Here is a 14200-nt window from a genome sequence, read left to right on the forward strand (position 1 = left end):
CCGACAGGCAGCGGCGGGCTACGCGACGTGTCGCAGATGTTCCCGCGCCGCGCGCGCAATCACCAGGCCCTCATTGGTCGGAATGACCATGACCTTTGACCGCGACATGTCGGACGAAATGATCTCTGCATTCCCGGCATTACGCGCGTGGTCAATCTCTATCCCCATCCACTCGGTGCGCTCGCAGATGCGCGACCGGATGAGGCGTGAGTTCTCACCAATACCTCCGCAAAAGACCAATGCGTCGATCCCGCCCATTGCCGCTGCCATCGCGCCGAGTTCACGCTGAATGCGAAAGACAAAATACGCAATTGCCTCTTTCGCCTCAATCGCGTCGGATGCTTCAAGCGTTCGCATATCGCTCGCCAGGCCGCCCGACAGCCCCAGCAGGCCGGAACGGCGATACAGCATGTCGGAAATCTCATCCGCATCCATACCTTCCTGATCCATCAGATACAGAAGCACACCCGGATCGACCTGCCCGCAGCGCGTGCCCATCGGCAGGCCGTCCAATGCCGAAAAGCCCATCGTCGACGCGACCGAGCGGCCGTTCTGAATGGCACACATCGACGCACCATTGCCAAGATGCGCAACCACCACCCTGCCCGCCGCGATCAGCGGTGCCCGACGCTGCAATTCGGATGTGATGTAATCATAGCTGATCCCGTGAAAGCCGTATCTCCGCACACCCCTGTCATAATATTCTCGCGGTAAGGCGAAGGTATCATTCACCCATGGATGGGTGCGATGAAACGAGGTATCGAAACACGCAATCTGCGGCACACCGGGAAATGCCTGCATTGCTGCGCGGATGCCCGCCAGATTATGCGGTTGGTGCAGCGGTGCGAAGGGCGCCAACGCTTCCAGTTTCTCCAGAACTTCGTCATCAATCGAGGTTGGCCGGTCGAACTCGGTCCCGCCATGAACGACGCGGTGGCCAATCGCGCCAAGCTTTTTATCTGGAAATGCGGCACGCAGGCTCTCCAAAACCGCCTTGATCGACTGTGCGTGATCCACCAGCGGAATATTGACCACCGGCAATTCCGTCCCATCGGCGGCCTTCAGTGACAGCGAAGCCTCATTTGCGCCGATACGGTCAACTGCGCCATCGGCGACGGGCTCATCCCCGTCTTCATCGTAAAGCGCAAACTTCAGCGAGGACGAACCTGCGTTCAGCGTAAGAACCGCACCAATCATAAAGTACTCCGAAACAGATTGTTCACCTGATTTTGTCGGAGCGAAGTTTTTCCTGCCGTTGGGCGATTGGCAACCCGCCGGTGGCGTTTTCGTCAGGTAGTTTGCAGCACCTTATGCGCACCAGCGACCCAGCCCTGCGCGTAGCGATGCAGGGCGGCATCGCGTACGTTCATGTCGACCAACGCCTTACGAATACGTGGTGTCAGATCATAGCGCGTGCCCTTGCGATCGGGATTCCGACGCTCTGTCGGGATTTCGGCTATCTTGCGGTCGGGTCGGAAAAGCCTGGTGAAAACCTCAATCGAGGCATCATAGGCTTCGGTGCAACCAACAAAGGCAAACTCTTCTATCGGCATATTGCGAAGCTGAGCGAACTGGCGGTTTTCGCCATACTTGGTCTTTGTCAGGAACTCCTCCGCATCCATCGTTTTTGCCGCATGTTCCCAGGGCGGCATCTTTTCAATCGGCTGATGAGATGGGTTGGACCGCAGGAAATAATAGGCGGAAGCGGCACGTTCGACCGGATCGCGAAGCCAGGTGATGAAGATCGGCCGGATCCCCTCTACCTCAAAAAGTCGCTTGTATTTTTGCGCCGGAAAATGACCGTGGATACAACGCACATGGCGCAGGGCCTTACGGATGTCCTCATCGCTGCCGCTTAGCGCCGTGCCTGACAGAACGCCGGGTCGTTCCAGCCAATCGTAATCCTCGATAATCTCGCCCCCGAACGTGCCCTGCAATATCTGGCGAAAGCTCGTTCCGCCGGTCTTTGGGATATGAACCGAGATGACGACGTTCTGCATCCTTACCCTTTGATCAAGCGGCCCAAACGATCACCATACGAGCCAATTCGTCACGCATACTAGAAAAGTAGATACGCGCATCAAGTGTAAATTAAATAAATATGCGACCACTGGTTGCTTTACAGCTGAACGTCACGCAATTCATATATAAACTTGCCAACCATCAGCGAATTTCTTAAGCTTCCCTGACACTCACCGTCGGGGCATTTGATGAGCGTGACATCCTCTGCAGAACTGCCGACAAGTCAGACCGATCTTCCATTGGCCGGCCTTGTCGTCGTTGACCTCAGCCAGTTTCTTTCGGGCCCTTACTGTTCGTTGAGACTGTCTGACCTTGGCGCTCGGGTAATTAAGGTTGAACGTCCCGGCACGGGCGACCTGTCCCGTCAGCTTTATCTTTCCGACACGGAAATCGGCGGTGACAGCACGATCTTTCACGCGATCAATCGCGGCAAGGAAAGCATCGCGCTTGATCTGAAGGATCCCGGCGACCTTTCGAGACTGAAGAAGCTTCTGGGGCAAGCCGATGTCATGATCCAGAACTTCCGCCCCGGCGTGGCGGCGAGAATAGGTCTGGACTGGCCAGCGGTACAGAAGATCAATCCGCGCATCGTTTACGGGTCAATCAGCGGATACGGGACATCCGGACCGTGGGTCGGCCTGCCGGGTCAGGACCTGCTGGCGCAGGCCAGATCGGGCTTGATGTGGCTGAGCGGCGATGCCGATCAGGGGCCAGTCCCGATGGGGTTGGCCGTTGCAGATATGATGGCTGGCGTCGCGCTGAGCCAGGGCATCCTGGCGGCACTGGTCGGGCGGGGCGTATCGGGTCGTGGGCGACTTGTGGAAACCAGCCTGCTGGAAGCGCTTGTGGACCTGCAGTTCGAAGTGCTGACCACGCATCTGAACGACGGCCGCCGCCTGCCAGGTCGTGCGGCGAAAAACAGTGCACACGCCTATCTTTCCGCGCCTTACGGCGTCTACGCCTGCAAGGACGGGCATATTGCATTGGCCATGACCCCTTTGCCGGGTCTGTTCAACTTGCTGGGAATGACCGACCTGACCGAGGGCCAGGCAGATGCAGGTTTTCGACGCCGAGATGAGATCAAATCCGCAATCGCTGCACGTCTGGCATCGGAAAAGGTCCCGCATTGGCTGTCGATCCTTCAGCCGGCGGATATCTGGTGTGCCGAAGTCATGAACTGGCCCGAACTTCTGGCCAGCGAAGGCTTTGCGCAGCTTGATATGCTACAGGTCGTAACGCGAGATGACGGCGTAAGCATAGAGACGACGCGATCACCGCTTACTCTGGACGGGAAACGCCCGGCAAATGGAAGGGCGGCGCCGAAGGTTGGAGATCACTCTGATCAGATACGTAAGGAGTTCGGCCTGTGACCACGTTGCGCGGCATGACGTGGAGCCATCCACGCGGCTATGACCCGATGATAGCCGTATCCGCCGAATGGCGTCGGTCAACCGGCGTCACGGTAAACTGGGAAAAGCGGTCGCTGCAGGATTTCGAAAGCTACCCTGTCGAAGATCTCGCGCGGAAATACGACCTGATCGTCATTGACCACCCGCATGTCGGACAGATCACGGCAGAAGGATGCCTGCACCCGCTGCCGGACGCGCCCGAGATTGCCGCAGGCAGCGTCGGGTTGTCCTATCCCAGTTACACATGGCAGGGGCATCAATGGGCTTATCCCATAGATGCCGCGGCTCAGGTGCAGGCGATCCGGCCCGACCTGATGGAGGCGCCGCCTGCCACATGGGACAATGTGCTGGAGCTTGCGAGGGATGGGCGGGTCGCCATTCCCCTGCGCGCGCCTCATGTGCTGATGTCTTTCCTCACCTTGGTTGCGAATTCCGGTAATCCCGTCAGGACGAACGGAAGGGGACAGTTCATCGAGCGTCACGCGGGCGTTACCGCACTGGATCGGCTGGCGGCATTGGTCAATCTGATAGATCCCGATTGTTTCAATTGGGACCCCATCGACGTGCTGGAGCGTATGGCCCGAGATGACAGTATCGCCTGCGCACCGCTGATATATGGCTATGTCAGTTACGCCGCACGGAGTGCTGTCGGCAAACGGATCAGCTTTCACGACATTGCCGAAATCCATTCCGGCGCAGGAGTGGCAGGCTCCGCCCTTGGCGGGACAGGGATCGCGGTTTCCGCTTTCACAGAAAACCCCGACCTTGCGATTGCTTTTGCCCGTCATATTGCCGGACCGGAGGCACAGCGGACCTTGTATGCAAGCGCGGGTGGTCAGGTCGGACATGGGGCGGCATGGGCGGACCCACAGGTCGACCAAAAGGCAGGTGGTTTCTATTCGGGAACCTATCGGACGCTGCAAGCTGCATCCCTGCGCCCCCGGCACGATGGCTATATGCCATTTCAGGAGCAAGCATCGGCACGCATCGCACAGGCATTGCGCGTTGGTGACTTCGAAGAGGCAATCGACGATCTGGATCGCCTTTTCGACGAAAGCTTCAACTAAAGCTCATTACGCGGAAGGCAACGACCAGATCCGCTCTGCATTGGCTGAGAACACCGCCCGACATTCGCTGTCGGAAAATTCGGCAAAAATCTGTCGGGTTGCATCCACCCATTTCGTCAGCCCACCGCCAAGCGTGCAAACGAACCAGTCGCTGCCCCATACCATCCGGTCTGTCCCGAAGCTCTGCACGATATGGTCGGTCCAACGGCGCAGGTCTTGCGCCTGCCATCCCTCTTTCGCATAGGCAGGCAGGCCGGAAACCTTCACCACGACATTATCGCGACGCGCCAGTGACGCGATATCCCGCGACCACGTTTCGAACGCGTCACCTGCGATGTCGGGAACACCGCAATGGTCCAGCACGAACTGCGTATCCGGCGCCGCATCCGCAAGCGCCATCGCCAGAGGCAGCTGCCGCGCGAGGACGCAGATGTCGAAAGGAATACCGGCTGGCCCCAGCCGCCTGATATTCTGACGGAAGGTTTCTGTCTGAGATACCTCGTCAGGGACGACATGCAGAACACGGCGGAATCCCACGACCGAAGCCCGCGCCTGAGCGCGCTCTATCTCTGCCGCGAACCCGTCTGCTCCGGGGCGGCAGGAACTGATGATCCCGGCGATCGGGACGTCATCACGAAACGGCAACGACTCGATAAAATCCGTTTCAGCGTCGATCATGTCGGGCGCCACATCCACTTCCATATGGAGGGCGCGCGTAATGCCGCATTGCGACGCCTCAGTCGCATATTCGGCGTGGCTCCAGTCACGCTCCAGCGGTCCGGCACCTTCGATCCAAGGATAGCTGATCCGGTTGCGGTCAACGAGGTGCAGATGCGTATCCAGTATCGGTGTCATGTTCCCCCCAAAATATTAGACTTAGCGTTCTCCGTCGCGGACCCCCGCCATCTCGGACAGGCGATGACAGGTATCGACCAGCAAATGCGTGCAATCTGACATATCCGGCGCGCCGCTGATATTCACCAATGGGATATATGGCACGGTCAGCGCGGCGATTGCATTTCCGTCGCCGGCAACGATCGGGGCAGAGAGGTTGAAGACACCCGCAGTCTGCGCCGACGGCATACTTTCATAGCCCTGCTCTCGGATCCGGCCGAAACGATCCTGCAAGGCAGGCGGTATCTCGCCCTTACCGTCAAGCTGGTTCTCCGTGACCATCATCTGGCGGCGCTCGGGCGTGTTGAACGCCATCAGGATATGCCCCGATCCGGTGTCGAACAGGCTGATATGCGAACCCACCCGGATGCTGATACCCCAATAGGTCGGCGCTTCCTGCTGCGCGATGACGACAACCTGCCCGCGATCGAACACGGCCAGATGAACGGCCTGTCGCGCGTTGTTTGCAAGTTCGCGCATCAGCGGTGTCGCATAGCTGACAAGGCGGCGGGTCGGCGCGTGAAGCTGCGCAAGACCGAACATCTTCAGGGTCAGCGCAAAACGATCGCCGTCGATTCGCGTGACGTAACCGCGCTTTTGCAACCGGTCGAGCATCCGGTAAAGTTCGTTCGGCGTTCGCCCAAGGCTTTTCGCAATCTCCGCCTGCGTCAGACCGCCATCAATTTCCGCCAGCAATTCCAGCATATCCAACCCCTTATCCAAGGCGGGCGCGCGGTAGCGATCATCTTCGGTCATCGTTTCTCCATGAATAGCTAAATTCATATACGACGTCAGAATCTGGAAAAACAGAAATTTATTGACAGAGCATAGCTTATGAATTTGTATATGAACAGAGCACTTACTGATGCACAAAACTGTCACTCACGTGCTCGCAGGGAGGATAATATGAAATTCTTGACGACCACCGCATTGGTTGTCGGCGGCTCGATCGTGGCGGGCACCGCCATTGCGCAGGAGTTGCCGGGAACATTTGATGGCGTGACCGTTCAGGCCAAGCTGATCGGCGGCCAACAGTATGAGGCGCTTTACGCACGCATCGCAGAATGGGAAGCCGCGACCGGCGCAACGGTCGAGGTGATCTCGAAAAAGAACCATTTCGAACTGGACCGCGAAATCAAATCGGACATCGCGACCGGCCAGCTTGGCTGGTGTGTGGGATCGAACCACTCGTCCTTCGCGCCGCAATATCCCGGCATCTATGCCGACCTGCGCGGTCTGCTGCCGGAAGACGCACTGGCCGACTTCGTGCCGGCCACGCTTGACGCAGCGACGCTGGAAGACAAGCTGGTGATGCTGCCCCGCGCCCAGTTCGATGTATCCGCCGTCTACTACCAGAAATCGCTGTATGAGGACGAGGAGAACAAAACCGCGTTCCAGGAAGAATACGGCTATGATCTGGCCCCGCCGGACACATGGGAACAGCTTTCGGATCAGGCAAAATTCTTCGCGAACCCGCCAGATTTCTACGGCACGCAATATGCCGGCAAGGAAGAGGCAATTGTTGGTCGCTTCTACGAAATGCTGCTGTCCAACGGTGGTGAATATCTGGACGCGGACGGACGCCCCGCCTTCAATTCGGAAGCAGGCGCGACAACGCTACAATGGTTCGTCGATCTGTACGAAGCCGGTGCGGTCCCGAATGGTGTTCCAAACTATCTTTGGGATGACCTCGGGCAGGGTTTTGCTTCGGGCACTGTCGCCATCGACCATGACTGGCCCGGCTGGATGGGCTTTTTCAATGACTCGGCCTCCAGCAAGGTCGCGGGCAATGTCGGCGTCGCACCGCCGCCCAAAGGCACATCGGGTGCACGCAGCGGCTGGTCCGGTTTCCACGGATTTTCCGTCACAGAAGATTGCGGCAACAAGGAAGCGGCAGCATCACTTGTCTGGTTCCTGACGAATGAGGACAGCCAGAAGTTGGAAAGCTCTGCCGGGCCGCTGCCGACCCGCAATTCGGTGTGGGAACACGTCATCGCAGAAGCGCAGGACGATCCTTACCGGGCAGAAGCGCTTGCTGCCTTCCAGACCGCATCCGAAGGTGCCTATCCCGTCCCGCGCACGCCAAGCTGGATCGAGATCACCAACGCAGTCTACCCCGAACTTCAGGCCGCAATCCTAGGCGACAAATCGGTGCAGGACGCGCTCGACACCGCCGCCGAGGAAGCGACCATCGTGCTTGAGGACGCGGGCGAACTTTAAAATCACAACAGGGGGCGGTCGGCGCCCCCTGCCTTCATTCCACGGCTGGGCCGAAACGCGATGAAACCCTGGCGAATGCCTCCGCATATTCTTCTGCTGTTGCCTGCGCTTCTTGTGCTGGCAGCCGTGGTGGTTTTGCCGCTCTTACTGTCGCTGTGGTCCAGCATGACACCGTTCCGGCTGACGCGCCCGGATTCGATTTACGATTTCATCGGCCTTCGCAACTACTCACGCTTGATGAGCGACGGAACCTTCTGGGCGGCATTCGGACGAACGGTCCTGCTGCTGACCCTGGCGCTGAATCTGGAGATGCTGCTTGGGCTTGGACTGGCGCTGCTGATCGAGCGGGCCAGCCGGGGGCAGCGCATCCTTCGCACGCTGCTGATGTTCCCGATGATGTTCTCGCCCGTATTGGTGGGCTTTCAGTTCAAGTTCATGTTTAACGACAATATCGGACTGGTGAACAATACGCTGCAATCGCTCGGGCTGACCGATCAGGCAATCCCCTGGCTGATTGATCAGAATCTGGCCTTCTTCTCGATCCTTGTCGCGGAAATCTGGTCGTCGACGTCCGTTTTCGCGATCTTCATCCTGGCCGGTCTGATGGCCATGCCGCGCGACCCGTTGGAGGCAGCGCGGGTGGATGGCTGCACACCGTGGCAGACTTTCCGCTATGTCACATGGCCCTTCCTGATGCCTTTTGCCTTCATTGCCATGACGATCAGGTCGCTGGATGTCGCGCGCGCCTATGACATCATCAAGATCATGACGGATGGCGGCCCCGCCCGCCGGACAGAGGTCTTGTGGACGCTGATCGCCCGCACCGGCTATTCGGATGCGCGGATGGGGATGGCCAATGCGATGGCTTACATTGCCATCCTTTTGTCGATCCTGTTCACGGTGATCTTTTTCCGCAAACTCGCCCAATCGCGCGAACAGATCGCGGCGGAGTGGTAGGCATGGACGCCAACAGATCATCACGCATCCGCAAACGCCTGACCCGCTGGGGTCTGAATCTGGCGTTGTTCATCGCCATGGCGATCATCTGCCTGCCCGGTCTGTGGATCGTCCTGAACTCTCTGCGCCCGACGGTCGAGATCATGGCAAAACCGCCCGTCTGGATACCCAGAGAGCTGAACTTTGAGGCTTATGTCGCCATGTTCTCGGGCGTCGGTTCGGGCGGCATTCCGGTCATCGACTACTTCCGAAACTCGATCATTATCGCGGTGACCTCGACGGTGATTGCACTCGCAATCGGCATGTCTGGCGGCTACGCCTTTGCCCGCTATCGTTTCCGCGGAAAATCCGGCTGGTTCCTTGGCCTGATGCTGACACGAACTGTTCCGGGCATCGCCCTGTCACTGCCGCTGTTCTTCGTCTATGCGCGACTTGGCATCATCGACACGCATTTCGGCCTGATCCTTGCCTATGTCGCGATGAACGTGCCCTTTACCATCTGGCTGATCGACGGTTTCTTCCGTCAGGTGCCGAAGGACCTGGCAGAGGCCGCCCAGATTGACGGCTGCACCCGCTGGCAGGCCTTCTGGCAGGTCGAGTTTCCGCTTGCGCGCCCGGGCATCGCAAGCGCGGGCATCTTCGCCTTTCTGACAGCCTGGAACGAATTCGCGCTCGCCTCGCAACTGACACGCTCAACAAACAGCAAGACGCTGCCGGTCGGGCTGCTGGACTATACCGCCGAATTTACCATCGACTGGCGCGGCATGTGCGCACTTGCCGTGGTGATGATCGTGCCGGCCCTGGCTCTCACCTATGCGGTTCAAAAACATCTCGTCTCTGGCCTGACCGCCGGTGCCGTGAAGGGATAGGAAAATGGCCGACCTGACACTTGCAAAGCTCGACAAGAAATATGGCGCTTTCCACGCTGTGAAGGGGATCGACCTTGCCGTCGAGGATGGCGAGTTCGTCGCGCTTGTCGGGCCCTCTGGCTGCGGCAAATCCACAACTTTACGCATGATTGCCGGGCTGGAGGAAATATCCGGCGGCGATATTCTGATCGGCGAACGTCTGGTCAACGATCTGCCGCCGCGGCAGCGCAATATCTCTATGGTGTTCCAGTCATATGCACTCTACCCGCACATGACCGTGCGTGAAAATATGGGTTTCACCCTGAAAATCGCAAAACGTCCCCAGTCGGAAATCGACACCGCCGTCGATGAGGCCGCTCGGGCGTTGGAGATTGAGGCACTTCTGGACCGCCGTCCGGCGCAGCTATCGGGTGGTCAGCGTCAGCGCGTGGCGATGGGCCGGGCCATTGTGCGCAGCCCCGATGTCTTTTTGTTTGATGAACCGCTGTCCAACCTCGACGCGAAGCTGCGCGGCCAGATGCGGACAGAAATCAAGAAGCTTCACGCCCGCCTTGGCGCGACGGTCGTGTACGTTACTCACGATCAGGTAGAGGCAATGACGCTGGCCGACCGCATCGTCATCATGCGCGACGGCAATATCGAACAGGCAGGAACCCCGGACGAGGTGTTCAATTATCCCGCCACGCAGTTCGTCGCAGGTTTCATTGGATCGCCACCAATGAACATGGCCGAGGCAGAGGTTCGCGGCGGACGTCTTCAATTTGCCGAAGGGGCGGAGCTGCCTGTGCCTGCGACCTATGCCGATCGCGTCACCGAAGGTCAGAGGGTGATATTTGGCCTGCGTCCCGACGACATCTACCCCGAGGGCCACGGACTGCACACCGGAACAGAGGTAGAGACACGCCCCCTGGAAGTCATACTGACCGAGCCGCTTGGCAACGAAACCCTGCTTTTCATCCGCTTCGCGGGCGCCGAATGGACAAGCCGGATGCTGAATCCACGGCCGATCCGCAGTGGAACAGCACTGGATTTTCAGTTCGATCTGTCTCGCGCGCACCTGTTTGACGCCAGCACCGGCCAAAGCCTGAGGGCGACCTGATGGCCCGGATCGAGCGCATCGAACTGGCAATGGTCGACCTTGCGCCCAAGGTCGAACGCCGCGATGCGATTCAAAGCTTTGTCAGTCAGGAAACCCCGCTTGTCACCATCACGGACAGCGATGGCGCAACCGGGACGGGCTATTCCTATACCATCGGCACCGGCGGGTCGTCGGTCATGCGATTGCTGGCCGATCACCTTTGCCCGCATCTGATTGGCCGTGACGCGACCGAGGTAGAGGCGATCTGGCATGAGCTGGAATTTCTGACCCACGCCACCACAATTGGCGCGATTACCTCGATTGCTCTGGCCGCCATCGATACTGCGCTTTGGGATCTGCGCTGCCGCAAGGCCGGGCTGCCCCTGTGGCGTATGGCCGGGGGCGCGCGGCCATCGGCGCCGTGCTACACGACGGAAGGCGGCTGGCTGCATCTGCCTGTCGAAGCCATCGTCGATGACGCTCTGAACGCCAAGGCGCAAGGCTTCACCGGATCTAAGGTCAAGATAGGCCGCCCGGTAATCGCCGAGGATGTGGCCAGAATCGCCGCCCTGCGCGAGGCGGTGGGTGACGGCTATGAGATCATGACCGACGCTAATCAGGGCTTTGCCCGCGACAGCGCACGCCGCCGCGCCGAGGCATTGTCGCCTTTCAACCTCGCATGGATAGAAGAGCCACTGCCAGCCGATGATATCGCAGGTCACGTCTCGCTTGCGCAATCTACCGCCATCCCGATTGCCGTGGGTGAATCACTCTACTCAATCCGACATTTCGCAGAATACGCCGCCCGCGACGCCTGCGGGATCATTCAGGTCGATGCAGGCCGGATCGGCGGCATCACCCCCTGGCTGAAGGTCGCCCATATGGCGGAGGGCTTCGACATCCCCGTCTGCCCGCATTTCCTGATGGAGCTGCATGTCAGCCTGGTCTGCGCGGTCCAGAATGGCCGCTATGTCGAATATATCCCGCAGCTGGATGAGATCACCCGTTCTGGCCTGCGCATCGAGGGTGGACAAGCCTACGCACCCGAAAGCCCCGGAATTGGGATCGACTGGGATCAGGATGCCATCGCCGCGCGCGCGATAGCGGAATTCAATCGCTCAATCACGGAGGCCGCAGCATGATCCGCATGGGATCCGTCATCGCCCTCGCGCCGGAGAAGATTGAGGAATACAAGAAGCTCCACGCCAATGCATGGCCCGGCGTGCTGAAGACCATAACCGACTGCAACATCCGCAACTATGTGATCTATCTGCGCGAGCCGGAGAATTTGCTCTTCTCGCATTTCGAATATCACGGTGATGATTGGGCGGCCGATCAGGCAAAGATGGCCGCCGATCCCGTGACACAGGACTGGTGGGCCGTTTGCGAGCCCTGCCAACGCCCGCTCGACAGCGCGAAGGAGGGCGAATGGTGGGCGCCGATGGAAGAGGTGTTCTTCCATGAATGATAGCTCTGCCCTGCGCCAGCAATGGCCCGAGCCTTCCGTCCGAAGGCCGATCGTGATTTTCGGCGCGGGCTCTATCGTGCGTGACGCTCATCTGCCTGCCTACGAAAAGGGCGGGTATGAGATCGCGGGGATCTATGACCCGGACAGTGAAAAAGCCGCGGAACTGGGCCACCATGCCTTCACATCCATAGAAGACGCGGCATCCGTCGAAGGCGCGGTGTTTGATCTTGCGACACCGCCTGCGGCACATGCCGAGTTGCTGTCGGTTCTGCCAGAAGGCGCGCCGGTGCTGATCCAGAAGCCGATGGGCATGGATCTGTCCGGCGCGACTGAAATCCTGAAGATTTGTCGGAAACGCAGCCTGTTGGCGGCGGTGAATTTTCAGCTTCGCTTCGCACCCATGATGCTCGCCCTGCGCGATGCCATCGAAAGGGGTTGGCTGGGCGAGATCGTCGAAATCGAAATGCACGGCGTCATGGCCACACCGTGGAGCCTTTGGGCCTTTCTGGACGGCCTTCCACGGATCGAGATGACCATGCATTCGATCCACTATCTTGACAGTATCCGTATGTTGCTGGGTGACCCCGAAGGCATACACGCCAAAAGCATCGGTCACCCGGCCCACGAGGTCGCGCAGACAAGAACCTCTGCCATTCTCGACTATGGGGATCGGATCCGCTGCACATTATCTGTCAATCACGACTGGAACTATGGCCGCCCGCATCAGGCCTGCGACATGCGCATAGCGGGCACGGAAGGTGCGGCCTATCTGAAGCTTGGCGTCAATCTCGACTACCCGAAGGGTGAGCCGGATATCCTTCAAATCAAGCCGAAGGGCAATGATTGGCAGAATGTGGTTCTGAAGGGAACGTGGTTCCCCGATGCCTTCACCGGACGAATGCACAACCTGCAACGCGCCATCGCTGGCGAGGAAGCGCTTGTGTCATCGGTCGAGGATGCGTGGAGAACAATGGCGCTTGTAGAAGCGGCCTATACGTCCTCCGCCCAGCCAGCGACATCAATCGAAAGCCCGCCCTGATGGAAATCATCCGCTATTTTGACGAGATCGAGATCGGCGAAAGCCGCATGACCTTCGGCCGTACGATCACCGAGACCGATTTCGTGGTCCATGCCGGCCATACCGGCGACTTCTTTCCGCATCACATGGACGCGGTTTTCATGGCTGACAGCGAATTCGGCGGGCGCATCGCGCATGGCACAATGGTCTTTGCCATCGGGATCGGGCTGACTGCGACAGTCATCAACCCTGTCGCGTTCTCCTATGGATACGACAGGCTACGCTTCATTCGCCCGGTTTTCATAGGAGATACAATCCGCACCCGTGTGACCGCCGCGCGGAAAGAGGACGATCCGAAGCGCAGGGATTCCGGCCGGTTGTTCGAAAAGGTCGAGGTCCTGAACCAGCATGATGAAGTCGTGCTGGCCTGCGAACATATCTACATCATCCAGAAGAAGGAGGCGGCATGACCGACCTGGCTGGCAAGACAATCCTGATCACCGCCGCCGCGCAGGGCATCGGACGCGCCACAGCAGAGGCTTTCGCCCGTGTCGGTGCAACGGTCCATGCGACCGACATTAATGAGGCAGGGCTGAAAGCTCTGAATGATATCGCCGGTATCACCACCCACCGGCTGGACGTGCTGGATGATACCGCCGTCAAGGCGCTCGTGGCGGAGATCGGACCTGTAGACGTGCTGTTCAATTGCGCCGGTGTCGTACATGGCGGCAATGTGCTGGACATGCCCGACAGCGACCTGGACTTCGCATTCGATCTGAATGTCCGCTCAATGGTACGCACGATCCGCGCCGTGCTGCCCGCCATGCTGGAACGCGGCGAGGGCTGCATCATCAATATGAGCTCTGTCGCAAGCTCTATCAAAGGGGTGCCCAACCGCTTTGCCTACAGCACGACAAAGGCAGCCGTTCTGGGGCTGACCAAAGCCATTGCGGCCGATTTCGTGACGCAGGGCATCCGCTGCAATGCGATCTGTCCGGGTACGGTCCAGTCACCCTCGCTGGACGAAAGGCTGTCAGCGACCGGCGATTACGACAAGGCGCGTCGGGACTTCATTGCCCGTCAGCCGATGGGACGGATCGGCGAGGCCGAGGAAATCGCCGATCTGGCCCTGTATCTTGCTGGCGCAACCTATACCACTGGACAGGCCGTCTGCATCGACGGCGGCTGGACGATTTAA

General features: G+C 59.2%; 15 protein-coding genes. 11 read left to right on the forward strand and 4 right to left on the reverse strand.

All coding sequences use genetic code 11. The features are described from left to right. Nucleotides 1-18: 18 nt before the first annotated feature. The gene (locus PAF20_RS14275) at nucleotides 19-1197 is read right to left on the reverse strand and encodes an acetate/propionate family kinase (RefSeq protein WP_271071271.1); all 1179 of its coding nucleotides are present in this window, start codon (nucleotides 1195-1197) and stop codon (nucleotides 19-21) included. A 92-nt stretch (nucleotides 1198-1289) separates the two neighbouring features. Continuing rightward, on the reverse strand, nucleotides 1290-2000 hold the full coding sequence (locus tag PAF20_RS14280; RefSeq protein WP_271071272.1) for a sulfotransferase family 2 domain-containing protein: 711 nt from the start codon (nucleotides 1998-2000) through the stop codon (nucleotides 1290-1292). 210 nt (nucleotides 2001-2210) lie between these two features. Between PAF20_RS14280 and PAF20_RS14285 the strand changes: the two genes are divergently transcribed. Together PAF20_RS14285 and PAF20_RS14290 are read left to right on the forward strand one after the other, a co-directional pair. Continuing rightward, the gene (locus PAF20_RS14285) at nucleotides 2211-3392 is read left to right on the forward strand and encodes a CaiB/BaiF CoA transferase family protein (RefSeq protein ID WP_271071273.1); all 1182 of its coding nucleotides are present in this window, start codon (nucleotides 2211-2213) and stop codon (nucleotides 3390-3392) included. Then, the gene (locus PAF20_RS14290) at nucleotides 3389-4498 is read left to right on the forward strand and encodes an extracellular solute-binding protein (RefSeq protein ID WP_271071274.1); all 1110 of its coding nucleotides are present in this window, start codon (nucleotides 3389-3391) and stop codon (nucleotides 4496-4498) included. Before PAF20_RS14285 ends, PAF20_RS14290 begins: the two co-directional genes overlap by 4 nt. Nucleotides 4499-4504: 6 nt before the next feature. On the opposite strand, the gene PAF20_RS14295 is transcribed toward PAF20_RS14290, so the two are convergent. Beyond that, entirely contained in the window at nucleotides 4505-5353 is an 849-nt protein-coding gene (locus PAF20_RS14295) for an amidohydrolase family protein (RefSeq protein WP_271071275.1), read from the reverse strand. Between the two features lie 21 nt (nucleotides 5354-5374). Beyond that, the gene (locus PAF20_RS14300; RefSeq protein ID WP_271071276.1) at nucleotides 5375-6148 is read right to left on the reverse strand and encodes an IclR family transcriptional regulator; all 774 of its coding nucleotides are present in this window, start codon (nucleotides 6146-6148) and stop codon (nucleotides 5375-5377) included. 150 nt (nucleotides 6149-6298) lie between these two features. Here PAF20_RS14300 and PAF20_RS14305 point away from each other — a divergent pair, with 150 nt between their 5' ends. The 9 genes from PAF20_RS14305 (at nucleotide 6299) to PAF20_RS14345 (ending at nucleotide 14200) form a co-directional block, all read left to right on the forward strand. Then, nucleotides 6299-7612 (forward strand): ABC transporter substrate-binding protein, encoded by a 1314-nt coding sequence (locus tag PAF20_RS14305; RefSeq protein WP_271071277.1) that lies wholly within the window; start codon nucleotides 6299-6301, stop codon nucleotides 7610-7612. A gap of 99 nt (nucleotides 7613-7711) precedes the next feature. Beyond that, complete coding sequence (locus PAF20_RS14310) at nucleotides 7712-8569, forward strand: carbohydrate ABC transporter permease (RefSeq protein WP_271071278.1); 858 nt, start codon at nucleotides 7712-7714, stop codon at nucleotides 8567-8569. 2 nt (nucleotides 8570-8571) lie between these two features. Beyond that, a complete protein-coding gene (locus PAF20_RS14315) occupies nucleotides 8572-9438 on the forward strand; it encodes a carbohydrate ABC transporter permease (protein WP_271071279.1) in 867 nt (288 codons plus the stop codon). A gap of 4 nt (nucleotides 9439-9442) precedes the next feature. Next, on the forward strand, nucleotides 9443-10537 hold the full coding sequence (locus PAF20_RS14320; RefSeq protein WP_271071280.1) for an ABC transporter ATP-binding protein: 1095 nt from the start codon (nucleotides 9443-9445) through the stop codon (nucleotides 10535-10537). After that, a complete protein-coding gene (locus PAF20_RS14325) occupies nucleotides 10537-11658 on the forward strand; it encodes a mandelate racemase/muconate lactonizing enzyme family protein (protein ID WP_271071281.1) in 1122 nt (373 codons plus the stop codon). Before PAF20_RS14320 ends, PAF20_RS14325 begins: the two co-directional genes overlap by 1 nt. Beyond that, nucleotides 11655-11984: an L-rhamnose mutarotase gene (locus PAF20_RS14330; RefSeq protein ID WP_271071282.1), complete on the forward strand. Its 330-nt coding sequence runs from the start codon at nucleotides 11655-11657 to the stop codon at nucleotides 11982-11984. The genes PAF20_RS14325 and PAF20_RS14330 overlap by 4 nt, the downstream gene beginning before the upstream one ends. Next, nucleotides 11977-13023 carry a Gfo/Idh/MocA family protein gene (locus PAF20_RS14335; RefSeq protein ID WP_271071283.1) on the forward strand — a complete coding sequence of 349 codons (1047 nt, stop codon included), beginning with the start codon at nucleotides 11977-11979 and terminating at the stop codon, nucleotides 13021-13023. Before PAF20_RS14330 ends, PAF20_RS14335 begins: the two co-directional genes overlap by 8 nt. After that, nucleotides 13023-13472 (forward strand): MaoC/PaaZ C-terminal domain-containing protein, encoded by a 450-nt coding sequence (locus PAF20_RS14340; protein WP_271071284.1) that lies wholly within the window; start codon nucleotides 13023-13025, stop codon nucleotides 13470-13472. The genes PAF20_RS14335 and PAF20_RS14340 overlap by 1 nt, the downstream gene beginning before the upstream one ends. Next, the gene (locus PAF20_RS14345; RefSeq protein ID WP_271071285.1) at nucleotides 13469-14200 is read left to right on the forward strand and encodes an SDR family oxidoreductase; all 732 of its coding nucleotides are present in this window, start codon (nucleotides 13469-13471) and stop codon (nucleotides 14198-14200) included. The genes PAF20_RS14340 and PAF20_RS14345 overlap by 4 nt, the downstream gene beginning before the upstream one ends.

Source organism: Paracoccus albus (assembly GCF_027913035.1).
GTDB classification, from domain to species: Bacteria; Pseudomonadota; Alphaproteobacteria; order Rhodobacterales; family Rhodobacteraceae; genus Paracoccus; species Paracoccus albus.